Source organism: Arthrobacter sp. Cza30 (genome assembly GCF_059090765.1).
Genome location: NZ_JBNHGA010000007.1, coordinates 216,273 through 241,770, shown reverse-complemented (window position 1 = coordinate 241,770; position 25,498 = coordinate 216,273). Strand labels below are relative to the sequence as shown.

Sequence of the window (25,498 nt, the reverse complement as noted above, 5' to 3'; positions counted from 1 at the left end):
GAAGACCGGCTAGCCCGAAGACGGCAAGCCGGTGAGTGGAGTCGCTGCCGGGTGACTCCCGGCCCGCCCTGCGCGGCGCCTTGCCGCTACAAAACCCCCGGTTTCCCAGCCGTCGATACAAAGGCTGTGAAGAGTGCCCCAAGGTCTTTGCCGGCGACATCCTCGGCCAGCCTTTGAAAATCGGCCGGCTTGCCCGATCCGTCCCGGACCCAGGTCTTCAAGAGCCTGAAAAAGTCTCTGTCGCCCACCGTGTCCCGCAGGGCGTGCAGCGCCATGGCGGCCCGGGTCTGGACATTGCCGGCGAACAGTTGATCGACGCCCGGATCCGATACCCGCACCTGCCAGAAGTCGTCGTCGGCTGGGATGCCGGCGTAGAAATCGAATGTATCCTCGGCGCTGCCCAGGTTTTGCTGTTCGTTCCAGAGCCACTCGGCATAGGTAGCAAGGCCTTGGTTGAGCCAGCTGTCCTGCCACCGCGGCGGAGGCAATTGCGAGTCGGTCCACTGGTGCGCCAACTCGCGGGCGATCATGGCGTTTCCGCTGGCCTCACTGTAGAAGCCGTCCATCGGATAGACGGGCCGGCCTTGCATCTGCAGGGCAAAACCAAGGTTTTCGGAGGAGTCAATGATTCCGCCGGCGCTCTTGAGCGGATACTTGCCGAACACGGTGGACAGGAATTCTATGATGCGGGACTGCTTGTCCAGCGACTGCTGGATCTTGTACGCCTGCGAAGGCGGAGCGGTCGACCCGGCCGTCCAGCCGTTCGCGTTCTCCGGACTGCCGTCCGGCGCATGCTGCGCTTCCCAACCGTCCCAGCGGTCGCCGTCGCTGTCGAAAGACGTTGACCCTTTCCCTCCCGACACCTTGATGTCCTCTACGAACACGCCGTCGTTCTGCCCCGTGATGTCGCTGGCGTAGGTGATGGACAGCTCCACGTCTTGGCCGGCGTAGTCGCCCAAGTCGAAGTCCCAGTGCTCCCAACCCTGGCTGGCCCCGGTGGCCGCCCACCAGCGGCCGGTGGTGCCTCCGGCAGTGCAGGAACCGCCGCCGTCGTCCGTCTGGTAGTGCTTCAGGAAGGGATGCACCTGATGCCACGCGGGACAGGAATTGCCGGTGGACTCCCGCGCGTGTCCGGTGGTGTCCTTGAGCGTGGTCCAATCGTTCTTGCCGGGTGTCCTGGCCTCCACGAAGGCATAATCCCAGCCCGGTTCGGTGTCGCGCAGCATCCAGAAAGAAAGCTCACCGCCGGCATCCGGCACCCTGACGGTGCGGGTGAGCCGCTTGTAGCTGGCATTGTCGCTCTGCGACCAGGCAAGCCCGTCGCCGTTGCGCGGCACCACCGCCTCCTTCAACACCGGATCCATCGCGTCCACGTAGCTGATGCCGCCCTTGGCGCGCTCCGCCACGTCAAAGTGCCCGACGGCGATGGTCGCCAAATGCGGCGACAGCGGCTCGTCGGCCTTCCACGTGTAGACGGTGCGGCCGGACTCGGCCTCCCTGCCGTCCGGCAAGCCGTTGGCCACCGCCTGCCAGCCGTCGGGGACCGAGATGTTGTAGGTATAGCCGGCACGGTCGCTGGGATGGTTGTTCACCGGAAACCAGGTTGGCGCACTCACCGGATGGCCGGTGACGAGAGCACCGTCTTCGGTATGGATGAACCCGGCCGGGCCGGGGAGGGCGAGGGTTCGGGGGATGCCGGAGTACGCCACGACCACGGTGAAGCGGTCGCCGTTCGGGACACCCCGCGTGGGGGTCACGGCGAGCTTGGTGCCGGTCCGGGCAAATCGTGCGTCCCGCCCGTCGACGCTAACGGAGTCAACGGCCAGGCCGTCCAGGTCCAAGCTGAACGCCGAAAGGTTTTGCGTGGCCTGCGCCGTGATCGTGGCGGTGCCCTCCAGCCGGTCCGTGGGCGGGTCGTACAGCAGTTCCAGTCCATAGTGGGACACCTGGTAGCCGCCGTTCCCGGCGTCGGGAAAATACTCGTCATGCAGGGTGGCGGAGCCGGGTTCGAAGACGTGCCGGCCGGGATCGGGTGCTGCGGCGGCCGGGGCGGCGGGCAGGCCCAGGCCGGACACACCAACGAGCGCGGCCGCAACCAGGGCAAGACCCCTCCGAGCCATCATGCAACGTCCCCCCATCGGCCAGGGCTGCCCGGACCCGTGGATATGCGGGGTCGGCGGCTTCACGCGCTGGCCATCTACATAAGATGCTCCTGTTCGGGGCCACTGTCAACGGATATGACGATGGGCCCGCACAACCTGGCTGTACGGGCCCATTCTGGAAGGTCAGACTTGGGAAAACGCTAGGGGCGGCCGATGCCCTTGAAGGCCCACCCGGCCTGGCGCCACGTTGCCGGGTCCAGCACGTTGCGTCCGTCCAGGATTTTCTTTTCGTCCACCTGGTTTCCGACGGCGACCGGGTCCAACTCGCGGTACTCGTTCCACTCGGTCAGCAGCACGAGCGCGTGGGCGCGGGCGATAGCCGTTTTGGTATCCGGTTCATAGCTGAGTTCCGGGAAACGCTGCTTGGCGTTGGCCAGCGCCTCCGGATCGGTGACGGTGACGGTGGCACCCTGCAACTGAAGTTGGGCGGCAACCGACAACGCGGGGGAATCACGGACGTCGTCGGACTGCGGCTTGAAGGCGGCTCCGAGCACGGTGATGCGTTTGCCGATCAGCGAGCCGCCGCAGAGCTCCCGGGTCAGTTCCACCACGCGCGTGCGCCGGCGCATGTTGATGGCATCCACTTCACGCAGAAATGTCAGGGCCTGGTCCGCCCCGAGTTCGCCGGCACGGGCCATGAAGGCCCGGATGTCCTTGGGCAGGCAGCCGCCGCCGAAGCCGACGCCGGCGTTGAGGAATTTGCGCCCGATGCGCTCGTCCATGCCGATCGCGTCGGCCAGGGCGGTGACGTCGGCGCCGGCGGCTTCGCAGACTTCCGCCATCGCGTTGATGAAGGAGATCTTGGTGGCGAGGAAGGAGTTTGCCGCGGCCTTGACCAGTTCGGCGGTGGCATAGTCGACCACCAGCCGCGGCGTCCCGCCGGCCAGCGGCGTCGCGTAGACCTGGTCCATGGCCGCGGTGGCGGCTTCACCGGGTGCACCCGGAGGCACACCGTAGACGAAGCGGTCCGGAGTCAGCGTGTCCTTGACGGCGTGGCCTTCGCGCAGGAACTCGGGGTTCCACGCCAGGATGGCCCCCGGGGCAATATCCCGGATTTCCTCTGCCAACCGTGATGCTGTTCCCACCGGCACGGTCGACTTGCCGACCACCACGTCGTCCGGACGCAGGTGAACGGCCAGGGACGTGAAGGCAGCATCGACATAGCGCAGGTCGGCGGCGTTCTCGCCCTTTCGCTGCGGGGTGCCCACGCACACGAAGTGCACCGCGGCTCCGGCCGCGTCGGCCATCTCGGTGCTGAACGTCAGCCGGCCGGTCTGCTGAACCTCGGCGAGCAGTTCGGGCAGCCCGGGCTCGAAGAACGGGGCGCGGCCGGCCTGCAGCTCGGCGACCTTGCGTTCGTCCACGTCGATACCGACCACGTCATGCCCAAGCTTGGCCATGGCCGCAGCGTGCACGGCCCCCAAGTAGCCGCAGCCGATGACGGAAATTCGCATAGTGGTCCTTTACGCGTGCCTGAGTAGAGACTACTTCGACTTTAGCGCGTTACCGGTGCCGGTTTTGCCGGAATTCCAGCCATGCATAGGCCAGCACCGTGCCGAGGGCCGCGCCCAGCGTGTTCGTCCAGACATCCTGCAGCGAGGCATAGCGCCCGGGGAGGAACTCCCGTTGCGCCCACTCCATGGCGCCGGAGAGCAGGAAGGCTCCGGCGGGGGTCAACCAGCGCCACCCGGGCGGCATCAGGAGGGCGGCCAGCAGACCGAGCGGCACGAACATCAGGACGTTGGCCCCGGATTCGACCAGGTCGTAGTCGATCCAGCGCGGCCCGCCTGCTTGATGCAGAGCCGCGAGAACTGCCTGGATGGTGCTGTTCGCGCCGGCATCCACCGGGGTAGGCCACAACATTGCGACGGCGACCAAGAGGGCATACCCGGCCAGCAGGCAAGAGTGCAGCAGGCGGGACCGCTTCCGGAACGTGCCAAGCCGCATCGGTCTTCCTCTCCCGTGTGGGCGGCCGCGCAGATGCGCGGGCGACGGAATGCCATGGTAGCGGTGCGCCACCAAGGCCGGTCGCCCAACCCGCTTGAGCCCGGCGGTGCTGCGTGGGGCGTTAACTCACCGGCCGGAGAGCGGCAGTTTGCTGGGCTGAAATAGTTGTTTCAGGTGTTTGTGAGGGAAATCACTAGCTGGCTCTGTCGCTTTCCGGGGCCATGGGATAGCTTCCGGGCAGGATCCTGCTGCGGGGACAGCGGGATTCTTTCATCCACACCTTTGGAGGAACCAGCATGCAGACCCACAGTTTCAGGCGCGGGGCGGCCATCGCTGCCGCCACCGCATTGGCGTTAGGGACCGGGCTGCCGGCACGCGCCGACAACGGGACAGACACCAGCACCCTGCGCAACGCGGTCACCGCCGAGAACATCGTCACCCACTTGCAGGCCCTGCAGGACGCGGCCAATGCCAACGGCGGCAACCGCGCTGCAGGCACGCCCGGTTACGAGGCGTCGGCCCAATACATCGAAGCCCAGTTGTCGGCCGCCGGCTACACGCCCGTGCGGCAGGTGTTCTCCTACGAACGGTTCGTGCTTCACGGCGCAGAGTTCGAACAGGTCGCCCCGACGCCGACGGTCTACACGGCAGGGGAGGAGTTCCTGGCCATGGACTACTCCGCCTCCGGTGACGTCTCGGCACCGGTGACCGCGGTGGATATCAACCTCGCAGGCGACAGGGCATCCACCAGCGGCTGCGAGGCGACCGACTTCGCAAGCTTCCCCGCCGGAAACATCGCCCTGATCCAGCGCGGTACATGCGATTTCGCCACGAAGGTTTCTAATGCCGCGGCAGCAGGCGCCGTCGGCGTGGTCATCTTCAATCAGGGCAACGGAGGCACACCGGACCGGCTTGACCTGTTCGGCGGCACGCTGGGAACGCCGCAGGCCATCCCGGCCGTCAGCACCAGCTTCGATCTGGGGGCCGAGCTGGCCGGGACCGCCGGCGTGGAACTGCGGATCGCGGTGGACGCCGAGATCGTCGTGACGGAGACGTTTAACATCCTCGCCGACACGGCCGGACGCGCGGACCGCACCGTCGTCGTCGGCGCGCACTTGGATTCGGTATCCGAGGGCCCGGGCATCAACGACAATGGGTCCGGCAGCGCAGCGATCCTGGAAACGGCGCTTCAGATCGCCGCATCGGGGGACGCTCCGGAAAACCGGGTGCGGTTCGCTTTCTGGGGCGGTGAAGAGGACGGGCTGCTCGGCTCGACCTACTACGTGTCCCAGTTGAGCCAGCGTGAGATCAAGCAGCATGCGCTCAACCTGAATTTCGATATGGTCGGTTCGCCCAATGCCGTGCGCTTCGTCTATGACGGCAACGGTGACGCGTTTGGGCTCGCCGGGCCCAACGGTTCCGCCACCATCGAGCGCGTCTTCACCGAGTATTTCGCCTCGCAGGGGCTCGCCTCGGAGCCGACGGCCTTCGACGGCCGCTCGGACTACTTCGCCTTCATCACCAACGGCATTCCGGCCGGAGGCTTGTTTACCGGCGCCGAGGAGATCAAGACCGAAGAACAGGCGGCGATCTACGGCGGCACCGCTGGAGTGGCCTACGATCCCTGCTACCACGAGGCCTGCGACACGCTGGCGAACGTGGACCTGGTGGTCTTGGAACAGATGGCCGACGCCATCGCGCACACCACCCTGACCTTCGCCGAGACGACCTCAGCGGTAAACGGAACGGCCAAGGGCAAGGGAACGGGCAGCACCAAGATGCAGTTCAAGGGGCCGCAGTCCGTTCGCTGACCCCACCGGACCGGCGCTGACTCCTAAGGCAGCAGTTGGCCCAGGGAGGCCGCCTCCGGGCGGCCTCCCTCTTCGTTGCGCTGCGGAATCGCGACGCTGAAGGTCGTGCCCGCTCCCAGGACGCTCGTGAAGGTCAGCGTGCCGCCGTGTGCTTCCACGATTGACTTGCTGATGGCCAGCCCCAACCCCAGCCCGGGGATGGCCGCCTGCCGGACGGAACTGGTGCGGAAGAATTTGGTGAAGATTTCAGCCTGATCCGCTTCCGACATGCCCATCCCGGTGTCGCTGACCTCCAGGAGGACGGCGCCGTCGGCCGCCAGGGTCCGCACCGTGACCCGGCCGCCGTCGGGCGAATACTTGATGGCATTGGACAGCAGGTTGTCCAGCACCTGGCCCATCCGGTTGGGATCGACCTCTGCTTCCAGCCCGTCAGCGGCGTCGATGACCAGCTCCACGCCCGCGTGTTCTGCCCGCGGCATGGCCGACGCAACGCTGGTAGCGACGAGGTCGGCTAGCACCGTACGGCGAGGCTCGATGCTCAGCGTCCCGGAGGCCGTGACGAGCAGGTCTTCCACCAGTTGCAGGAGCCGTTCGGAATTGCGCATGGCGATGCCGAGCGAAGCGGTGACGTGTTGCGGCAGCTGGTCGGCGTCCTCGAGCGCGAGGTCCAAGTAGCCCATGATGGACGTCAGGGGAGTGCGGAGCTCGTGCGAGACGCCGGCGACGAACTCTTCCTTCACCGTCAACGCGTTGACCAGGTCGGTGACGTCGCTGAAGGCCATCACGGTGCCGTCGAACTGACCGAGGTCATCCTGCATGGGGCGTGCCGTGCACAACATGGCGCGTTGCCTGTCTCCGTCGCCGATCCACACCAGCCGGTCGGAAAAAGACTCCCCCAAGATGGCACGGCGAATGGGGCGGTCTTCGGGGACCACCGGGGTCACGCGGTCCGCTTCGAAGACCAGCAAGTCGGCCTCGTCCGGATTATCGATTCCGTGGGGCATGGCCAGCGAGCGGTCCCGCTCCTGCTGCACGTTGCTCAGAATGTCACGGCCGTCTGCATCGGTGACGAGCACCCCCACCGCGACGGCGTTCAGGACGGTGTCCAGCCGGCGCACGTGGACCTTGCTTTCTTCCAGTAAGGCCCGCAGCTCGCGGTCTTTGCGGGCCAGGGCTTGCTGCTGCGCCGTCATGCTCAATGAGAAAACGGACGCGGTGATGGAGACCCCCAGGGTCACGATGGGGACCAGGATCGGGCCAAACAGGGTTTCCGGCGTTACGGGCTCCGGGCCGGTGAACACCGGAATCCAGACGATGAGCAGCGGCGCGGCGAAGCTGATGATGCGCGCGGCAGCGGGGGCGATCTCCGACCAGGCCATCCAGAACACCGGGAAGACCGCCAACAGCCCGACGCCGTAGAGTTCCGTCCCGGCGCCTTGGTGCAGGGCCCCGATGGCAACGAAGTCCAGCAGCGGGATCACCCAGTACGACGGATAGGGCAGCCGGTCCCACGGGATGGCGGCGCCGAGGATCCACAACACGGCAATGCCGATGAGCCCGCCGGTGAATTGCGCGTTGCCCAGCAGTTGGGGGAAGAATGCGGCGGCGATCACCGCCGTCAGCGTCACGGAAATGCAGAGCGGCAGATGGCTGAGGAAAACGCGTGCGCGCAGGGGCAGTTCATGGAACTGTCGGCGTCCGGTAAGCCAGGACAACAGCGGGCTTGGTGCGGCAGACATGATCGAAGGTCCCCTTACTCCGGGCAGCCCTCGTTGTCGGTTGCTTGCGGAGCCGGGCTGGCCATGACTGGTTCAGTATGGCACGCGTGCTGCCCCGCGCCGTGGAACTGCGCGGTCTGTGACGCAAGTCGCAGCGGCACGGGGTGGGGCGCTGCAGGCGGGTTGGCGGATGCGTCCGTTGCGCGCCGGTCCCGTTCGGCTCGGGAAGGGCTTGGCCCTTAAGTTACGCCGGGCGCCCGGCCAGGGAAGCAGGACCTGCCTGCCCCCTGGCTGAGCGCCCGGGATAGCCCGCGAAAACGTCAGGCGTTGTGGTGGGTGTCGGAACGGCCCAGGAACTGCTTGGGAATGAAGAACGCCAGCGTGAACAGGCCGAGCCCGATGGCGAAGGCCGGGATGGCGCCGATGACCGGCTCCAGGCTGAAGGCGTACAGGGAACCGAAGAACATCAGCATGATGACCGCAAAGGTGATCAGATTGCCGACCAGGTGTCCCTCGCCCGAATGGGTGCGCTGCTTGGGGTGGGCCATGGGGTGTTTCTCCTCAATAGTGCGATGCGGCGTCAGTAGCCGCCGGCGGCTTGCTCGCCTTTAACAATAGCCACTGATGAGCTGGCGCCAATTCGTGTTGCGCCGGCCCGGAGCATGGCGCGCGCGTCGTCGACGGATCGAACGCCGCCGGAGGCCTTCACGCCCAGTCGCGGGCCGACGGCGTCGCGCATCAGGGCGATGTCCTCGACGGTGGCGCCGCCACCGCTGAAACCTGTCGAAGTCTTGACGAAGTCCGCCCCGGCCTCGGCGGCGGCTTCGCAGACCATCCGCTTTTGCTCGTCGCTCAGGAAATGGGTCTCCAGGATGACTTTGAGGATGGCGCCGCCGGCGTGGACGGCTTCGGCCACCGCCGCGATGTCCTCGAAGATCGCGGCGCGGTCGTTCGCGCGGGCCGCGGCGATGTTGATCACCATGTCGATCTCGTCGGCGCCGTCCAGGGTGGCGCCGCGGGCCTCGTGTACCTTTACATCGGTGGGAGTGGCACCGAACGGGAAGCCGACGACCGCGCAGGTCTTGACCCCGGAGCCCTTGAGCGTGCTGTGGACCAACGCCGTCCAGACGGGATTCGCGCACACGGCGGCAAAGCGGTACTCGACCGCCTCCTGGCAGACCTTGAGGATGTCTTCGCGGGAAGCCTCCGGCTTCAGCAGCGTGTGGTCGATGACCGAAGCGATCGACGTCGGATCGTGATAGGTCGCGCTCGGAGCGGATCCGGATGTGATGTCTTCAGACATGGCCATCCCTTTCATCTGCTGGGTTCGAAGGAACTTCTATCCTTGCATACCGGCCAGGCGACGACCGGACCGGCGCACCGGCCTGCACGGCCGCCGGGGCGTTGCCGGACCGGGCAGGGGTCAGTACGGGCCGCCGGTGGAGTGGCCCTCTTCCTCGGCCGCACGGCGGTGCTCCTCGAGCTTCTCCTCGGCTTCCTGCCGGCGGCGCGCGATGGCCCGGGCGTCGTCGGCAGGAATGTGCTCTTCCGAGGCCTTGTGCGCCGGCTCTTCCTCAGGGCTTTGATGCCCCGCCCCTGCGGAGCGCGGCACCTGTTCTTCGATGCCCATGGCTGCATCGTCCCACATGGCACCAGCGTCGAAAAGGTGCGGAACGTGATCAATCAGTGGAGGTCGCGCCCACGGTCAGGGCGTCAGTCAGGCGGACCGGCGGTGTTAGCGGACCGGCGGTGTCGGAGGTCCGGGTGCCCGGGGTGGGCCGGGATCCGTGCCCATGAACCGGGCGGGGGTTTCAGGGCGGGCTTCAGAGCGGCCGAAAGTCGACACAGGCCCGTCGGTTAAGGCCGTTCTCGCACGGCTCGGCCGCCCTGGAGATGGGAGCACTTTCCGATGTGAACACCGCGGTCTTCGGGCGGCGGAGGATTGCCGCCGGTTATCCGGGCACCCCGAGGGTGGTGCGGATGTCGTTTTTGATGGCCTCCAGCAGCCGGGCAGCTACGGCGCGTTCCTCCGCCAGCCGGTCCGCGCCGGCGACCGGCCGGATGACCTCCAGGTAGCACTTGAGCTTGGGCTCCGTGCCGCTCGGGCGCACGATGACGCGGGTATCGTCCTGGCCCAGAAACAGCAGCCCGTCGGTCGGCGGCAACGCTTCGCTGCCGAGGGACAAGTCCGTGCTGGTCACCACCGGGGATCCCGCCAACGACGAAGGCGGCCGCTCCCGGAGCCGGTACATCATCGTTCCCATCAGGGAGAGGTTGTCCACCCTGATGCTCAGCTGGTCCGTAGCGTGGAGCCCGTACTTCAGCGCGAGGTCATCGAGGACGTCGAAGACCGTCCGGCCCGCGGCTTTGACGTCGGCGGCGAGCTCTGCGAGCAGCAGGGCGGCGGACATCCCGTCCTTGTCCCGGACCAGATGCGGTGCCACGCAATACCCCAGGGCCTCTTCATACCCGTAGGCCAGGCCGGGGACGCGGGAAATCCACTTGAAGCCGGTCAGTGTCTCCACGTGGGCTACCCCTGCGTCGGCCGCGATCTTGCCCAGCAGCCGGGAAGACACGATCGAGTTGGCGAAGACCCGGGACGCAGCCGCGCTGTCAGCCGGTGCAGCGATCGGATTGGGTGAGGCGTCCTGGTCCGCGCGCAGCCGGTCCTGGCCTTCGAAACGGGCCGCCATGTGCGCGCCGAGCAGCGCACCCGCCTCGTCGCCGCGGAGCATCCGCCACGCCCCGGTCGACGGGTCCTTGGCAGCCAGCGCCGCGCGGTCCGCGTCGGGATCATTCGCAATGACCAGGTCCGCGTCGATCTCCGCTGCCGTCTCCAAGGCGAGGTCGATCGCTCCGGCTTCCTCCGGGTTGGGGAAGGCCACGGTCGGGAAGTCGGGATCCGGCTCCGCCTGGGCGGCCACCAGCGTCACATCGGTGAATCCGGCCTGCTCAAAGACCGCCCGCATGGTGGCTCCGCCGACGCCGTGCATCGGTGTGAGCACGATACTCAGGTCCCGTTGCGGGAACAGCCGCGGGTCGGCCAGCGCCGTGACCGCGGCAACGTAGTCTTCGGCGATGCCGTCCGGCAGGACGTTCCAGCCATCCTCGGCGAGCGGGATGGAGTCCAGTGGCGGGGCGTAGTCAATCCGGGCGGCGATTTCGGCGTCGTAGGGTGCCACAATCTGCGCTCCGCGGCCGCCTTCGTCGACGGCACGTCCGCCCAGGTAGACCTTGTATCCGTTGTCGTGCGCGGGGTTGTGGCTGGCGGTGACCATCACGCCCGCTTCGCAGCCCAGCGCCCGAACGGCGTACGCCAGCACCGGCGTTGGCAGGGCGGAAGGCATCAGGAACGTCTCGATGCCGGCGGCGGTGAAGACGGCGGCGGACTCGGCGGCGAACACACCCGAGTTCCGGCGTGCGTCGTAGCCGATCACGGCGCGCGGCGCATAGGCGCCGGCGGCGGTGTCCAGCAGGAAGCGGGCCAGGCCGGCGGCCGTCCGGCGCACCACCACGCGGTTCATCCGGAAGGGTCCGGCGCCGAGCGCGGCCCGCAGCCCGGCGGTACCGAAGGCCAAGGTTCCGGAGAACCTGTCCGCCAGGTCGGCCCGCGCCGCGGCGGCTTCCGGCGCGCCGCCCTCGGCCGCTGCCAGCAGGTCGTGCAATTCCCGGCGCGTCTGCTCGTCCGGATCGGCCTGCAGCCAGGCCTCGGCCGCGGCCTTCAGCTCGTCCGGCGTTGCGGCCATGTCGCTCCCGTTCACAGTTTGGCGACAATTCCGGCCAGCAGCCGCGAGATCCGCGGCCCCGCGGCCCGGCCCGCCTCGATGACCTCGGTGTGGCTGAGCGGAACGTCGCTGATCCCGGCCGCCAGGTTGGTCACCAGCGAGATTCCGAAAACATCCATGCCGGCGTGGCGGGCGGCGATGGCCTCCAACGCCGTGGACATGCCGACCAGGTCGGCGCCGATCCGCTTGGCGTACTGCACCTCGGCCGGGGTCTCGTAGTGGGGGCCGGGGAACTGTGCGTAGACGCCTTCGTCCAGGCTGGGATCCACCTCCCGCGCCAGGCTGCGCAGCCGTCCCGAGTAGAGGTCGGTCAGGTCAACGAAGGTTGCGCCTTCCAGCGGGGAGGCGGCCGTGAGGTTGATGTGGTCGCTGATCAGCACCGGCGTCCCCGGCGCCCAGGCCGGGTTCAGCCCGCCGCAGCCGTTGGTCAGCACCAGCGTCCCGCACCCGGCCGCCGCCGCAGTCCGGACGCCGTGGACGACCGAGCGCACGCCCTTGCCCTCGTAGTAGTGGGTGCGGGCACCGAGCACCAGCACGCGCTTGCCGTCGGGCGTCCGGACGGAGCGGATGGTGCCGACGTGGCCTTCGACTGCCGGGGCGGAGAACCCGGGAATGTCTGTGGCCGGGATCGAGTGGGTCGTCTCGCCGATGAGGTCGGCGGCTTCGCCCCAGCCGGAGCCGAGCACCAGCGCGACATCATGGGCGGCGACGCCGGTCTGCCCGGCGAGGAAAGCGGCTGCCTCGGCGGCCAGTTCAAAGGGGTCTGTAGTCACAGGACCTAACCTACCCGCTGCCGAACTGCTGCCGAAAGCGTCGGGCGGGCGGCGCCGTCGTCGTTCCGGGCTTTGGGGATGTCGGCGCGGGTACTGGCAGCTCGGGTACTGGCGGCCGCCGCGTGCGGGCAGCGGGCGCCTGCTTCACGCCGTACCGGCAGGTTGAGGCGTTGCGGGGCATGCGACAGAATGAAGTCCGTGACTAGCCAAATAGATTTCAGTGCCCCGCGTCTGGCGATCCTGGGCGGGGGCCCCGGCGGGTATGAGGCGGCCATGGTGGCCAACTCGCTCGGCGCCAAGGTGACCATCATCGAACGGAAGGGCCTCGGCGGTTCGGCCGTGCTGACCGATGTGGTGCCGTCCAAGACCCTGATCGCGACCGCCGATGCCATGCGCCGGGTAGCGAGCGCCCACGACCTCGGGGTCCGCTTCGACGAGGACTCCAAGGCAGCCTACGCCGATCTGCGCACGGTCAACGACCGCCTGCTGAAGCTGGCCGAGAGCCAGTCGGCGGACATCCACCACGGGTTGGAGCGTGCCGGGGTGCGCGTCATCCTGGGCGAAGGCAAGCTCTCCGGTCCGAACACCATCGCCGTATCGACGGACACGGGGACCGAGACGATTACGGCGGATGCCATCCTGGTGGCCACCGGCGCCACACCCCGCGAACTGTCCACGGCCAAGCCGGACGGTGAACGCATCTTCAACTGGACCCAGGTGTACAACCTGACCGAGATCCCGGAGCACCTGATCGTGGTCGGTTCGGGCGTGACGGGAGCGGAGTTCGCCTCCGCCTACCGGATGCTTGGCACCAAGGTCACCCTGGTCTCCTCGCGGGACCGCGTGCTGCCGGGCGAAGACGCCGACGCCGCCGAGGTGCTCGAAGACGTTTTCGCCCGCAGCGGCATGACCGTGCTGTCCAAGTCCCGCGCCGCCAGCGTGGAACGAACGGACGACGGCGTGCTGGTCACCTTGGCCGACGGCCGGGTGGTCGAGGGCTCGCACTGCCTGCTGGCCGTGGGCGGCGTGCCCAACACCTCCGGCATCGGGCTCGAAGAAGCCGGGGTGGCCCTGACCGAGAGCGGACACATCAAGGTGGACGGCGTCTCGCGCACCACCGCGTCGAACATCTATGCTGCCGGCGACTGCACCGGCGTGCTGGCTCTGGCCTCGGTGGCCGCGATGCAGGGCCGCATCGCCGTGGCCCACCTGCTGGGCGACTACGTCAAGCCGCTGAAGCTCAAGCAGGTGGCGTCCAATATCTTCACCAGCCCGGAGATCGCGACTGTGGGGGTGACCGAGGAGGAAGTCGCCGCCGGAAAGTACCAGGGCGACATCATCAAACTCTCGCTCAACACGAACGCGCGGGCCAAAATGATGAACGTCTCCGACGGCTTCGTAAAGATCATTGCCCGGCGCGGTTCCGGCACGGTTATCGGGGGAGTGGTGGTGGCCCCGCGGGCTTCCGAATTGATCTTCCCCATCGCGCTGGCGGTCAGCCAAAAACTCCACGTGGACGACCTCGCGAACACGTTCACGGTGTACCCGTCGCTGACCGGTTCCATTTCCGAGGCGGCGAGGCGGCTGCACGTGCATCTTTAGGCGGCAGCTCCCGCCGTTATTTCCCCGCTGATTATTTCGCCACATTGTTTGTTTCAGGGTCTATGATCATCAATAGCTATGTAATGAAACGATGAACCGAAGTAAGTCAGTTGGGGGATAGAGGATGAGCGAGCAGCGTACTGCCGTCATTGTGGAGGATGACCTGGACATCCGGGAGCTGATTTCGACGGTCCTGTCCAGTTCCGGTTTTACGGTGCATACCGCCTCCTCCGGAATGGAAGGCGTCGCCGCCGTCAGGCGCCACAATCCCGATGTGGTCACCCTCGACCTCGGACTGCCGGACATCGATGGCTTCGAGGTCGCGCGCCAGGTGCGCCGTTTCAGCGACACGTACATCATCATGCTCACCGCGCGGGCCGAAGAACTGGACACGCTGCTGGGCCTGGAGACCGGCGCGGACGACTACCTCACCAAGCCGTTCCGCCCACGGGAACTGCGCGCCAGAATCACCGCGATGCTGCGCCGCCCGCGTACCACCAAGGGCAACGACGGCGGTCTGCCGGAGGACGTCGGTGCCCGCGGGGGCGCCCCGACAGAGTCGGCCGGGGCCGGCGCAGCGGCGACAACTCCGGTGCCTGAACCCGTCCTGCAGGGAGCCGGGATCGGTGCCGGAGGGCATCACGGCCTGTCGCTGTCCACGTCCGGTGCCGTTTCGGCAGCCGCGCTCGCGGGAGGCGGCGGTGCGCCGGCCTTCGCTGCCGAGACCGGTGCCGGGGCGGCGAGCCCGGCCGGCGACGGCGTGCTGGAGCACAACGGCATCGTGGTGGACCACCGTGCCCGCACGGTGATCCGGTCCGGGCACGAGCTGGAACTGACCCGCAGCGAATTCGACCTGCTGTACGCCCTGATGGAAAGCGGCCGGGTGGTGCGGACCAAGGCGGATCTGGTCCGCCGGCTTCGCAACGAGCCCTACAACACCGGCGGCTACATTTCGGACTCCGACGAACGCACCATCGAAGTGCATATGGCCAACCTCCGCCGCAAGCTCGGGGATGACACCAAGTCCCCGCGCTGGATCAAGACAGTGCGCGGGGTGGGCTACAGCCTGGCACCTAAGCGGTGACGCCGCCCGGGCGTGCATTTCCCGCCTGACGGGCGCGCTACTGCAGATGCAGGCTGCGCAGCTGTGACGTCGTCGTCATCCCGCAGGCGCGCAGCTCGTCCAAGAGAGTTGCCGCGGCGTCAAAGAGCCGGCCGTTGACCAGGCCTTCGAGATGTTCTGCCATCTGGCCAAGCCGGCCGGCCCCCACCATGCTGCTGGAAATCTTCAAACTGAGGATTGCGTCCATGGCGTCTTCTGCGTCCCGGGCGAGAATGGCGCTCGAGACCCTTCCAAAGCGGTGTTCCCACAGCCCCACAAAATTGCCAATGAAACGGCGGCGCATGCTGCCGTCGTGGTCGTCGAGGTCAGTTGCCAGTTTGTCCAGCACTGCTGGTGAGACCAGGGGAATCTCCGGCGAAATGGCCGTCACGAGAACGCCTGGGGACCGGATGCGGAGGACTGCCCGGAAAAGAGCATCGGGCGGCGCCCCTTTCAAACTTGTTGCGACTTCAAACTACTTACATCGTAAGCGACTGCCCGAGCCCGCCGAGGCGTGCAGGCGCAACCTTGGGTAACTCTTGAGCACCAATCTCGATTGACGGGTGCTCCGGCCGGGCGGACCGACAGGCGGCGTCCGCGGCGCCGCCGGTATCGGGCAGAGCCTCGGGCGTGGACCAGGCAGGCTTCTTAGGCCAAAGCTGAGCAAATTTTCAGCGGAAGCCTCCGCGGCCTTAAGCGACATCGGTCACAGTGTTGTCTGTGGTTTCAGACCCCGTGCCCGGGGGCCGGAGGCACAGGCTCCATTAGTCCACCATCCGGTGGGAACAGCCCCAGTACCCTGCCCTTGTCCGTCCGGAGGGAGTGCTCCGGACCCGAGGGTGGTGCTGGGGCTGTTCCTGTTCCTGTGCTAGCCGCCCAGGCCCGCCCGCCGAAGTGCCTCGGCCATTGCCGTGTCGGCGGAGCCGCCCGGGCCCGGAGTGCGGCCGTCGCGGCGCCCAGGCTTGGCACCGCGGGGGCCGGGCTGTGCCCCGCCCTTTCCGCTGCGGGTTTCGCTCGTGCGGCCCTGGCGGCCGGACCCGGGCTCGCGCCGCTCGCCGGCGGGAGCCTCGTCGTCGAGCCGCAGCGTCAGGGAGATGCGCTTGCGCTCCGGATCGGCTTCGAGCACCTTGACCTTCACGACCTGGCCGGACTTGACCACGTCATGCGGATTTGAGACGAACTTGTTCGACATGGCGGAGATATGGACGAGCCCGTCCTGATGGACGCCGACGTCGACGAAGGCTCCGAACGCAGCGACGTTGGTGACGGTCCCTTCCAACACCATGCCCGGCATCAGGTCGGAAATCTTCTCCACGCCCTCGGTGAAGGAGGCGGTGGTGAAGCTCGGGCGCGGGTCGCGGCCCGGCTTCTCCAGCTCGGTGATGATGTCCACCACCGTCGGCAGGCCGAAGTGCTCGTCGACGAACTGCTGCGGGTCCAGAACCGCCAGGGACTGGGCGCCCCGTCCCGCCGCCGTCGCGGTTGTGCCGGCGGCGGCAAGGATCTTCCGGGCCACGCCGTACGCCTCCGGGTGCACGCTGGAGGCATCGAGCGGCTCGGCGCCACCGGTGATGCGAAGGAATCCGGCGCACTGTTCGAACGCCTTCCCGCCCAGCCTCGGAACCTTCTTCAGCTCGGAGCGCTTGGCGAAGGGGCCGTTGGCATTGCGGTAGGCCACGATGTTCTCGCTCAGCTGCGTACCGAGGCCGGCCACGCGGGAGAGGAGCGACGGGGAGGCGGTGTTCAGGTCCACCCCGACCGCGTTGACGCAGTCTTCGACCACCGCGTCCAGGGACCGCTCCAGCTTGCTGGCCGTGACGTCGTGCTGGTATTGCCCCACGCCGATGGACTTCGGGTCGATCTTGACCAGCTCCGCCAGCGGGTCCTGCAGCCGGCGGGCAATCGAGACCGCGCCGCGCAGCGAGACATCCAGTTCGGGCAGTTCTGCCGAGGCCAACGCCGAGGCCGAGTAGACCGACGCACCTGCCTCCGAAACCACCAGCTTCTGCAGCTTGCGGGTGGGCTCCATCAGTTTGATCAGCTCAGTGGCCAGCTTGTCGGTTTCCCGCGAGGCGGTCCCGTTGCCGATGGCTACGAGTTCGACGGCGTGCTGATCCGCGAGCCTGGCCAGCGTGGCGAGCGAGTCGTCCCATTTCCTGGCCGGGGCATGCGGATAAATGGTATCGGTGGCCACCACCTTGCCGGTTCCGTCGACGACCGCGACCTTCACGCCCGTGCGCAGCCCCGGGTCCAGCCCCAACGTGGCGCGGTTGCCCGCCGGTGCGGCCAGCAGCACGTCCCGCAGATTGGCGGCGAAGACCCGTACGGCCTCGTCTTCGGCTGCCGTGAAGAGCCGGACGCGGAGGTCGATGGCCAGCTTGACCAGGATCCGCCGCCAGCCCAGCTGCGCCGTCTGCAACAGCCAGCGGTCGGCCGGCCGCCCGCGGTCAGCCACGCCCATCCGTGATGCCACGGCGTTCTCAAACCGGCCGCGCGCCTCGGCGAAGTCCTCCGGGTGGGCCGGATTGCCTTCGCTGATGTCAAGGTTCAGCACGCCCTCCTTCTCGCCCCGCAGCAGTGCCAGCACCCGGTGCGACGGCAGGCCGGCAGGGTCTTGGGCGAAGTCGAAGTAGTCGGCGAACTTCTGGCCGGTTTCCGCCTGGCCCTCGCGGACCTCGGCCCGCACCAGGCCCTGCTGCCACAGCCGTTCGCGCAGCTCGGAGACCAGGTCGGCGTCCTGGCTGACCCGCTCCACCAGGATCGCCCGGGCGCCGGCCAGGGCATCGGCCGGCTCGTTGATGGAGTGCGCGGCATTGAGGAACTCTTGCGCTGTCGCCAGCGGGTCCCGGGACGGGTCGGCCAGGAGGCCATCGGCGAGCGGCTCCAGGCCTGCTTCGCGGGCGATCTGCGCCTTTGTCCGCCGCTTGGACTTGTAGGGAAGGTAGATGTCCTCCAGCCGCGCCTTCGTCTCGGCTCCGTTGACTGCCGCTTCCAGCTCGGCGGTCAGCTTGCCCTGCGCGGCGATGGCTTCCAGCACGGCACGACGGCGGTCTTCCAGTTCCCGCAGGTAGCGCAGCCGCTCCTCGAGATCACGCAGTTGCGCGTCATCAAGCGTCCCGGTGGCCTCTTTACGGTACCGGGCGATGAACGGGACGGTGGCGCCGCCGTCGAGCATTTCCACCGCGGACTTGACCTGCCAGGCCTGGACGCCGAGCTCCCGGGCGAGCTGGGCATGGATGCGGGCATTGAGTGCGGCCGGGTCGAGAGGCGGCAGGGTTTCTACGGAGGCGGAGGGGGCAGGCGCGGATGATTCGGTCACCGATCCATTGTGCCGTATTCGAGGCGTGGCCTAGGTGCCGGGATAGTAGAAAGCGTAGTCATCATAGGGGTCGCGCCAGCTGGACTCGTCGCGGTGGATGCGCCGGACCTCGCTGCCGGGAACCCAAGCGGTACGGGCGGAGCCGTGCTCATCCATCCACTTCACCTGCACGCTGGCCCGGTCCCAGGAGATGGCCTTCGCATCGAACGTCTTCCCCTCATGGCTCACGCGGACATACGGTTCGCGGCAGTAGGGCTCACGAGTTGCCCCGGAATGGCGGTCTTCGGCGCGGGGGCCGGGTTCGCCGCGATCCCGCGCGTACCTGCGGGCGGTCATGACGTCTACTTTGTTCATGCGGAAAGCTTGCCATCCGGCCCGGACGGTACGGGCGGCAAGGGTCTCGAACCGGGGGCGTCGGCGGCTTCAGTAGCCGTAGCCGCCCGTTTCCTTGGCATTTTCGGCCGCGGCTTCCCCCTGCACATCCTTGGAATCGGGGCCGGACGTTTCCATCGGTTCCTCGGATTCCGTGCTGTTTTCGTTGCTCTGCCCGGGATCGGCGGGAGCTGCCGCTTCCTCTTCCCCGGAGTCGGAATATTCGTTGCCGCTGCTCATCATGGATACCTCCCGCTAGGGGCGGCGGACCCGGTTTGGCGCAGTCCGCACTGTGCCCGATGCCAATCAGAGTAGGCTGATGCTCAGTATGCTGTCTATGGCGGGGTCGAAGCCCGGATGGCTTGCCGGCCGGGCGGACAGAGATGCTGGAAGCGGCGCCGGAAGCGGTGCGGCACCACGGGGGAGGAGTCGGCGAGCATGCCGGATCTTGGCACGGCGGCCGGTCGCGGCCTGGCCTTAGTCTTCTCGGCGCTCAAGCGGCTGCGGCCCGTCCGGCCCATCCATCCGATCGGCCTCCACCTTGAAGGGCGGCTGGAGAGAACGGGAAACTCCTTTTCCAGCGGCATACCGTGGCTGGACGCAGCGGGCAACAACGACGTCGAGGCGCGGCTGTCACGGTCAGCGGGCCTGCCGTCGCGGCTGCCCGACATCATCGGGCTCGCGCTGCGCGTCACCGCGGAGGGTGGGCAGGCCGACATCCTGCTGGCTTCCAGCGGCACCTCCCGGGCCGGCAGGTACCTTCTCCAGCCTCGACGGGACGTTCGTGCGGCGGCGCTCACCACGGTGATGCCCTACCGAGGGTCGCACGGCCCGGTCCAGCTTGCCGCCCGCACGCTCCGGCCGAACGTGCGGCTGCCGGCGGAACCGGCGGGATTCCGGCGGGCGCTGGGCAGCGAAGACTGGACGCTCGCGCTGTTCCACGCCCAGCCGTGGGGCCCGTGGCGCCGGTTTGGTACCCTCACGCTGCGGCTTGCACAGGGCGGAGGAGACGCGGCCCTGCGTTTCGATCCGATCCTGCACCGGCTTCCGGACGGGGCAACCTACCGGTGGATCGAGAAGCTCCGCGCGCCGTCCTACGCGGTGTCACGCCGGGCGCGCCCGCGGGGGTAGGGGTGAACCGCCCTTGCCATCAGGCGGAACCTCAAACGCCCGGCACGTCCGCAATCCAGCTCCTCACCATCCGCGCAGCCGCTTCTCCGGCCTCCGCGGGCCACCAGTGGCCTGCATCCACTTCGACGATCCTCAGCCGCGGCACCCAATCCTCCAGCCCCTCCACCAGATGGGGCGAGAGGAACGGATCCCGCCGCGGGACTATCACCTGCACGGGAATCCGGCAGCGGGCCGACAGGGTCAGGGGCCGGAACCAGTTTGCTCGGTACAGGGCGAGGCCGCGGGCGCCGTTATCGCCGATCCTGCGGCCGGAGAAGCGCTCGTACGGACGGGTCAGGAGCGTCCGCCAGGCAAGTTCCGGCAGTACCGGCAGCTGGAACCCGGCGACGTACAGGCTGCGCAGGGCCTGTCCCGCCGCCTGGGGCCAGAGCGCGGGCCGGCGCAGCCTGCGACCGAACCAGCGGTAAAAATGGCCCAGGTCCGGTCCCGAAATGCTCGTGAAGCTGAGAATCCGGCCCTCGGCACGAGCATCCTGGGCCGCCGCCCAGCCTTGGATCGATCCCCAGTCGTGTCCCACGAGGTGCACGCCCCCTGCCGCGGAGGAATCGATCACCGCAAAAAGATCGTCCACCAAAACGGGCAGGCGGTAGGCGCCGCGATGGGCGACGGTGGTTCGGGACGCCCCGGCATTGCGGGTGTCATAGGAGATGACGTGGCTATCGGCGCTCAGGGCGGTGGCGACGCAGTCGAAGACCGAGTGGTCATCCGGGTAGCCGTGGATCAGCAGGACGGCCGGCGTCCCCGGCCCATGGGGCGGGCCGTAGGTATAAACGGCGAGGGTCGCATCGGGGCGCGCCAGCATCCCGCGCCGTTCATCGGCCTCCATCGGGCCCTCCCTCGCAGCGCCTGCCGTTCCGGTCCGCTGCCAGCCTACGGCGGCATCCCGACCGCGGCGAGCCCGGTGGTCGACACCGGGAACGGCGGGCTCAGGGGCGGTCGACGCATAACACAGCTGTCCACATATTGAAACAATTGTCCGGATCGCGGACGCATCTGACTAGAATTCATAAGTTATTCATTCGAGCGAAAGCCGACACTTCAATGTCCAAACCAGCATCAGTTACCGCGGGGGCGCCTGCCGCGCCGGTGAACTCCCGCGGCCGCGTCATCGTTGCCAGCCTCGTTGGCACATCCATCGAGTTCTACGACTTCTACGTCTACGCCACGGCCGCCGTGCTTGTCTTCCCGGCGTTGTTCTTCCCGAATGCCAGCGGAGCCGTCGCTCTGCTGAGTTCGTTCGCGGTATTCGGCGTGGCTTTCATCGCCCGTCCGTTGGGGTCCATTATTTTCGGGCACTTCGGCGATAAGTTCGGCCGCAAGGGGACGCTGGTGGCCTCCCTGCTCACCATGGGCATCGCCACCTTCCTGATCGGCTGCCTGCCCACCGCCCAAGTGGACGGCTGGTCCTTCTGGGCGCCCGCACTGCTGGTGGTCATGCGCTTCGCCCAGGGCCTGGCCCTGGGTGGCGAATGGAGCGGCGCCGCCCTCCTGGCTACCGAGAATGCGCCGGCGAACAAGCGGGCCATCTACGGCACCTTCCCGCAGTTGGGTGCCCCGATCGGCTTCATCATCGCCAACTCGCTGTTCCTGGTGCTGAGCATCAACCTTGCCAACGAAGAGTTCATGGCCTGGGGCTGGCGCATTCCGTTCCTGGCCAGCGCCGTGATGGTGATCATCGGCCTGTGGGTGCGCCTGAAGCTGGTGGAAACCCCCGCCTTCCAGAAGGTCGTGGACAAGGGCGAGGTAACCAAGCTGCCGCTGGGCCGGGTCTTCAAGACCAGCTGGCGCCAGCTGATCCTGGGTACGTTCATCATGCTGGCGACCTATGTGCTGTTTTACCTGATGACCACCTTCACGCTTTCCTACGGCACGGCGGCAACCAACGCCGAGGACGCCGCCGCCGCGGCCGAGGCCGCCGGAAAGCCGTTCGATCCGGACACCTTTGCCGCCGGGCTGGGCTACGCCCGCAACGACTTCCTGTTGATGCTGATCATCGGCGTGGTGTTCTTCGGCATCTTCACCCTGGTGTCTGGCCCCCTGGCAGAGAAGTACGGCCGCAAGAAGACGCTGATCAGCGTATCCCTGGGCATCATGGCATTCGGCTTCCTCTGGGTGCCGCTCTTCAACGGCGGCTTCGCCGGCACCATGGCGCACCTGATCATCGGTTTCACGCTGATGGGCCTGACCTTCGGGCCAATGGGCGCAATCCTGCCCGAACTGTTCCCGACCAACGTGCGCTACACCGGCTCGGCCGTGGCGTACAACTTCTCCTCGATCCTGGGCGCTTCGGTGGCTCCGTTCATCGCCGTCGCGCTGTGGCAGGCCGCCGGGGGCAGCACGGTCCTGGTGGGCCTCTACCTCAGTGGCGCCGCCGTCCTGACGCTGGTCGCCCTGCTGCTGACCAAGGAAACCAAGGACATGGACTACGAGAACCAGTCGAGCTGACCTTCCAGCCGGACGATCAAAAAGACCCGCGGCCACGGCCGCGGGTCTTTTTTAGTGCCTGGTCGCAGGTGCGCCGCCGCGTTGCAGGGCAAGCAAAAGGCCGCAGGGCAAGGAAAAGGCCGCAGGGCAAGGAAAAAACCCCAGGGCAAGCAAAAGGCCCGCCCTCCCCGGAGGGACGGCGGGCCAGATGCCACTAAAAGGAGCAGTTTAATCGGCCAAGATTAAGCGGTTGTGCTCCTCCTCTTCGTGATGAAGCCCCAGATCACCAGCACAATCAGGGCGCCAATGATGGCCCAGATCCACGATTCGAGGCTGAAGAATTCGTTCATATCGGCGCCCATTACAGCACCGCCGATCCATCCGCCCAGGAGGGCACCGATGACACCGAGGACGAGCGTGGCAATCCAGCCACCGCCCTGCCGTCCGGGAAGGATCAGCTTGGCAATGGCGCCTGCAATAAGTCCGAGTAAGAGGAATGCTAGGAAGTTCATGAGGTGCATCTCCTTTGTTAGGTGCTACGTCAATTCTCCCGGTCAGGCCGGGTTCTGCTCCTTGGTAGGCATCACGCTACCGCATGGACAGCGTGCTTAGTAAGTTCCCGCGCCCACTTGGTACCTAAAACGTGACATGACTACAAGCAGTGATACAGTCCGGCCTGGAAATGTGTGGCTTAATCCGCGATGGTGGCCAGCACGGCACCGGCTGACACGGTATCCCCGGGCTTGGCGGCCAGCCCCAAAATGGTTCCGGACTTGTGCGCGGTGAGCGGCTGCTCCATCTTCATCGCCTCCAGTACGACGACGAGATCGCCTTCCGCAACCGTGTCACCTTCGGCGACGGCGACCTTCACGATGGTCCCCTGCATCGGGGAGGCCAGCCCGTCGCCACCGGTCGCGGCACCGGCTGCGGAGCCGGAACGGCCCCGTCCGGCGCGCTTGGGCTTGCCGTTGGACTTGGCGGGCGTGCCGGTACCGCCGCCCAGGCCCGCCGGGAGCACGACCTCCAGCCGCTTGCCCCCGACCTCGACGGTGACCCGCTGGCGTTCGCCGTCGTCGTCGGATCCCGCCGCCGGGACGGACTGGAACGCCGGGATGTCGTTGACGAACTCGGTTTCGATCCAGCGGGTATGGATGCTGAAAGGCCCTTCCACGGGGGCGAAGGCCGGGTCGGCCACCACGGCGCGGTGGAACGGCAGCACGGTGGGCATGCCGCCGATTTCCATCTCGTCCAGCGCGCGGCGGGCGCGCTCCAAAGCCTGGGCACGCGTGCTGCCGGTGACGATCAGCTTGGCCAACATGGAGTCGAAGTTGCCGCCGATGACTTCGCCGGCTTCGATGCCCGAATCCACGCGGACACCGGGACCGGTGGGCAGGCGCAGGCTCTCCACGGTCCCGGGCGCCGGCATGAAGTTGCGGCCGGCGTCCTCGCCGTTGATGCGGAACTCGAACGAGTGCCCGCGCACGTCGGGGTCGTCATAGCCGAGCTCTTCGCCGCGGGCAAGGCGGAACTGTTCGCGGACCAGGTCAATGCCGGTGACTTCCTCGGACACGGGATGCTCCACCTGCAGGCGGGTGTTGACCTCGAGGAAGGAAATGGTGCCGTCCTGGCCGACGAGGAACTCGCAGGTCCCGGCGCCCTGGTAGTTGGCTTCGCGCATGATCGCCTTGGACGCCGTGTACAGGCGCTCGTTCTGCTCGGGGGACAGGAACGGGGCCGGAGCCTCCTCCACGAGTTTCTGGTTGCGGCGCTGCAGCGAACAATCGCGGGTCGAAATGACCACCACGTTGCCGTGCGCGTCGGCCAGGCACTGGGTTTCCACGTGCCGCGGGGAGTCCAGGAAACGCTCCACGAAGCACTCGCCCCGCCCGAACGCCGCCGTGGCCTCGCGCACCGCCGACTCATAGGACTCGGCGATGGCCTCGCGGTCACGGACCACCTTGATGCCGCGGCCGCCGCCGCCGTAGGCCGCCTTAATGGCCAGCGGCAGGCCGTACGCGTCGGCGAAGTCCAGGACTTCCTGCACGCTGCCCACCGGGTCGGGCGTGCCGGGCACCAAGGGGGCGCCGACCCGTTCGGCGATGTGCCGGGCCTGGACCTTGTCGCCCAGTTGGGAAATGGCGTCGGAGGAGGGGCCGATCCAGGTCAGCCCTGCGTCGACGACCCGTTGCGCGAACTCTGCGTTCTCGGACAGGAAACCGTAGCCGGGGTGGACGGCGTCGGCACCGGCGGCCTCGGCCACCTGCAGGAGCTTGTCCATCATCAGGTACGACTCGGCGGCGGTGCTCCCGCCGAGTGCATAGGCTTCGTCCGCCAGACGGACGTGCAGGGCATCCCGGTCCGGGTCGGCGTAGACGGCGACCGAGGCGATGCCTTCGTCCCGTGCGGCGCGGACTATGCGAACGGCAATTTCACCACGGTTGGCGATCAGTACCTTGGTGATGCGCTGGGTCATTCAAAGCTCCTTCTATCCTTGAGGAGCCTAGCCTGCTTTTGCGGGATTCGCTCATGAACCATGCCGTTTCTGCGTGTGAGAGGGCGGTTCTTTGTAGGGGTCCTACAAAGCGTCCCGCGCTCAGCTCCAGAGGTCGGTGATCTGAACGCCGGCGCTGGACAGCAGCCGGCGCAGGGTGGAGACCGAGAGGCCGACGACGGCGTGGGGGTCCCCGTCCACCCGCTCGATGAAGGCGCCGCCCAGCGAGTCGATGGTGAACGAACCGGCGACGTGCAGCGGTTCGCCGCTGGCCACGTAGGCGTCGATTTCGGTGTCGGTGAGCTGGGCGAAATGCACCGCGGCGGAGGCGACCGCCCCTAGGGTGGCGCCCGATCCGGCGCCGGGGCTTTCCTGTCCGCCGGCCTCGAAGGCGGTGGGTCGGCAGTCCACCAGCCAATGGCCGGTGTGCAGCACGCCGTGCCGCCCGCTCATCCGGTGCAGGCGTTCACGGGCGACATCCGGCTCATGCGGCTTGCCGTACGGCGCGCCGTCGAGTTCGAACACGGAGTCGCAGCCAAGCACCAAGGCGCCTTCGGCCGCGGGGAGCGCCGCAACGGCCTCGGCCTTGGCCCGCGCCAACAACAGCGCGGTGTCGTGCGGGTCGGTGACGCCGTAGCCCGCGGTGACCGCGTCCTCGTCGACATCCGAGACCAGGACCTCGTGCGCGATGCCGGCTTCGCTCAGGAGCTTGGTGCGGGCGGGGGAGGCTGAGGCGAGTATCAGGCGAAGATCGGTCATCCGATCAAGCTTATCCGGCGCCGTAAAGCGAACCCTGCTTAG

The 25,498-nt window shown here is 67.5% G+C and carries 22 protein-coding genes; 5 read left to right on the top strand and 17 right to left on the bottom strand.

The genetic code is table 11. From position 1 onward, the window contains the following. Positions 1 to 86 precede the first annotated feature (86 nt). From AC5RVZ_RS23890 to AC5RVZ_RS23880, 3 genes are all read right to left on the bottom strand, one after another. Positions 87 to 2,120: a M1 family aminopeptidase gene (locus tag AC5RVZ_RS23890; protein WP_494068291.1), complete on the bottom strand. Its 2,034-nt coding sequence runs from the start codon at positions 2,118 to 2,120 to the stop codon at positions 87 to 89. 182 nt (positions 2,121 to 2,302) lie between these two features. After that, positions 2,303 to 3,616, bottom strand: a complete 1,314-nt coding sequence (locus AC5RVZ_RS23885) for a UDP-glucose dehydrogenase family protein (RefSeq protein ID WP_494068123.1) — start codon at positions 3,614 to 3,616, stop codon at positions 2,303 to 2,305. A 49-nt stretch (positions 3,617 to 3,665) separates the two neighbouring features. Then, positions 3,666 to 4,109 (bottom strand): VanZ family protein, encoded by a 444-nt coding sequence (locus AC5RVZ_RS23880; protein WP_494068122.1) that lies wholly within the window; start codon positions 4,107 to 4,109, stop codon positions 3,666 to 3,668. Between the two features lie 296 nt (positions 4,110 to 4,405). Here AC5RVZ_RS23880 and AC5RVZ_RS23875 point away from each other — a divergent pair, with 296 nt between their 5' ends. After that, positions 4,406 to 5,920 (top strand): M20/M25/M40 family metallo-hydrolase, encoded by a 1,515-nt coding sequence (locus AC5RVZ_RS23875; RefSeq protein ID WP_494068121.1) that lies wholly within the window; start codon positions 4,406 to 4,408, stop codon positions 5,918 to 5,920. Between the two features lie 23 nt (positions 5,921 to 5,943). Here the strand turns inward: AC5RVZ_RS23875 and AC5RVZ_RS23870 are convergent, their stop codons facing one another. The 6 genes from AC5RVZ_RS23870 to AC5RVZ_RS23845 all read right to left on the bottom strand — a co-directional run bounded on the left by AC5RVZ_RS23870 (position 5,944) and on the right by AC5RVZ_RS23845 (position 12,196). After that, positions 5,944 to 7,659 carry a sensor histidine kinase gene (locus AC5RVZ_RS23870; RefSeq protein ID WP_494068120.1) on the bottom strand — a complete coding sequence of 572 codons (1,716 nt, stop codon included), beginning with the start codon at positions 7,657 to 7,659 and terminating at the stop codon, positions 5,944 to 5,946. A gap of 299 nt (positions 7,660 to 7,958) precedes the next feature. Then, positions 7,959 to 8,186 (bottom strand): hypothetical protein, encoded by a 228-nt coding sequence (locus AC5RVZ_RS23865; RefSeq protein WP_494068119.1) that lies wholly within the window; start codon positions 8,184 to 8,186, stop codon positions 7,959 to 7,961. A gap of 32 nt (positions 8,187 to 8,218) precedes the next feature. Further along, positions 8,219 to 8,941 (bottom strand): deoxyribose-phosphate aldolase, encoded by a 723-nt coding sequence (deoC, locus tag AC5RVZ_RS23860; protein WP_494068118.1) that lies wholly within the window; start codon positions 8,939 to 8,941, stop codon positions 8,219 to 8,221. A 120-nt stretch (positions 8,942 to 9,061) separates the two neighbouring features. Beyond that, positions 9,062 to 9,286, bottom strand: coding sequence for a hypothetical protein (locus AC5RVZ_RS23855; RefSeq protein ID WP_494068117.1), 225 nt, complete (start codon positions 9,284 to 9,286; stop codon positions 9,062 to 9,064). A gap of 304 nt (positions 9,287 to 9,590) precedes the next feature. Continuing rightward, positions 9,591 to 11,384: a phospho-sugar mutase gene (locus AC5RVZ_RS23850; protein WP_494068116.1), complete on the bottom strand. Its 1,794-nt coding sequence runs from the start codon at positions 11,382 to 11,384 to the stop codon at positions 9,591 to 9,593. Between the two features lie 11 nt (positions 11,385 to 11,395). Beyond that, entirely contained in the window at positions 11,396 to 12,196 is an 801-nt protein-coding gene (locus AC5RVZ_RS23845) for a purine-nucleoside phosphorylase (protein ID WP_494068115.1), read from the bottom strand. 198 nt (positions 12,197 to 12,394) lie between these two features. Between AC5RVZ_RS23845 and AC5RVZ_RS23840 the strand changes: the two genes are divergently transcribed. Then, positions 12,395 to 13,798 carry an NAD(P)H-quinone dehydrogenase gene (locus AC5RVZ_RS23840; protein WP_494068114.1) on the top strand — a complete coding sequence of 468 codons (1,404 nt, stop codon included), beginning with the start codon at positions 12,395 to 12,397 and terminating at the stop codon, positions 13,796 to 13,798. Positions 13,799 to 13,922: 124 nt separating this feature from the next. Continuing rightward, positions 13,923 to 14,882 (top strand): response regulator transcription factor, encoded by a 960-nt coding sequence (locus AC5RVZ_RS23835; RefSeq protein ID WP_494068113.1) that lies wholly within the window; start codon positions 13,923 to 13,925, stop codon positions 14,880 to 14,882. A gap of 37 nt (positions 14,883 to 14,919) precedes the next feature. Here AC5RVZ_RS23835 and AC5RVZ_RS23830 read toward each other — a convergent pair whose 3' ends face one another. The 4 genes from AC5RVZ_RS23830 to AC5RVZ_RS23815 all read right to left on the bottom strand — a co-directional run bounded on the left by AC5RVZ_RS23830 (position 14,920) and on the right by AC5RVZ_RS23815 (position 18,831). Then, positions 14,920 to 15,291: an Hpt domain-containing protein gene (locus AC5RVZ_RS23830; RefSeq protein ID WP_494068112.1), complete on the bottom strand. Its 372-nt coding sequence runs from the start codon at positions 15,289 to 15,291 to the stop codon at positions 14,920 to 14,922. Positions 15,292 to 15,768: 477 nt separating this feature from the next. Next, complete coding sequence (locus AC5RVZ_RS23825; protein WP_494068111.1) at positions 15,769 to 18,219, bottom strand: Tex family protein; 2,451 nt, start codon at positions 18,217 to 18,219, stop codon at positions 15,769 to 15,771. 30 nt (positions 18,220 to 18,249) lie between these two features. Continuing rightward, positions 18,250 to 18,573 carry a hypothetical protein gene (locus tag AC5RVZ_RS23820; RefSeq protein ID WP_494068110.1) on the bottom strand — a complete coding sequence of 108 codons (324 nt, stop codon included), beginning with the start codon at positions 18,571 to 18,573 and terminating at the stop codon, positions 18,250 to 18,252. A gap of 69 nt (positions 18,574 to 18,642) precedes the next feature. Then, positions 18,643 to 18,831, bottom strand: a complete 189-nt coding sequence (locus AC5RVZ_RS23815) for a hypothetical protein (protein WP_494068109.1) — start codon at positions 18,829 to 18,831, stop codon at positions 18,643 to 18,645. Between the two features lie 198 nt (positions 18,832 to 19,029). Between AC5RVZ_RS23815 and AC5RVZ_RS23810 the strand changes: the two genes are divergently transcribed. Continuing rightward, positions 19,030 to 19,722 (top strand): hypothetical protein, encoded by a 693-nt coding sequence (locus AC5RVZ_RS23810; protein WP_494068108.1) that lies wholly within the window; start codon positions 19,030 to 19,032, stop codon positions 19,720 to 19,722. Positions 19,723 to 19,753: 31 nt separating this feature from the next. Here the strand turns inward: AC5RVZ_RS23810 and AC5RVZ_RS23805 are convergent, their stop codons facing one another. Further along, positions 19,754 to 20,608, bottom strand: a complete 855-nt coding sequence (locus AC5RVZ_RS23805) for an alpha/beta fold hydrolase (protein WP_494068107.1) — start codon at positions 20,606 to 20,608, stop codon at positions 19,754 to 19,756. Between the two features lie 215 nt (positions 20,609 to 20,823). Here AC5RVZ_RS23805 and AC5RVZ_RS23800 point away from each other — a divergent pair, with 215 nt between their 5' ends. Next, positions 20,824 to 22,227, top strand: coding sequence for an MFS transporter (locus AC5RVZ_RS23800; RefSeq protein ID WP_494068106.1), 1,404 nt, complete (start codon positions 20,824 to 20,826; stop codon positions 22,225 to 22,227). Positions 22,228 to 22,448: 221 nt separating this feature from the next. Here AC5RVZ_RS23800 and AC5RVZ_RS23795 read toward each other — a convergent pair whose 3' ends face one another. The 3 genes from AC5RVZ_RS23795 to AC5RVZ_RS23785 all read right to left on the bottom strand — a co-directional run bounded on the left by AC5RVZ_RS23795 (position 22,449) and on the right by AC5RVZ_RS23785 (position 25,456). After that, positions 22,449 to 22,718 (bottom strand): GlsB/YeaQ/YmgE family stress response membrane protein, encoded by a 270-nt coding sequence (locus AC5RVZ_RS23795; RefSeq protein WP_493977616.1) that lies wholly within the window; start codon positions 22,716 to 22,718, stop codon positions 22,449 to 22,451. A gap of 179 nt (positions 22,719 to 22,897) precedes the next feature. Then, the gene (locus AC5RVZ_RS23790) at positions 22,898 to 24,679 is read right to left on the bottom strand and encodes an acetyl/propionyl/methylcrotonyl-CoA carboxylase subunit alpha (RefSeq protein WP_494068105.1); all 1,782 of its coding nucleotides are present in this window, start codon (positions 24,677 to 24,679) and stop codon (positions 22,898 to 22,900) included. 120 nt (positions 24,680 to 24,799) lie between these two features. Next, positions 24,800 to 25,456, bottom strand: coding sequence for a Maf family protein (locus AC5RVZ_RS23785; RefSeq protein ID WP_494068104.1), 657 nt, complete (start codon positions 25,454 to 25,456; stop codon positions 24,800 to 24,802). Positions 25,457 to 25,498: the final 42 nt, after the last annotated feature.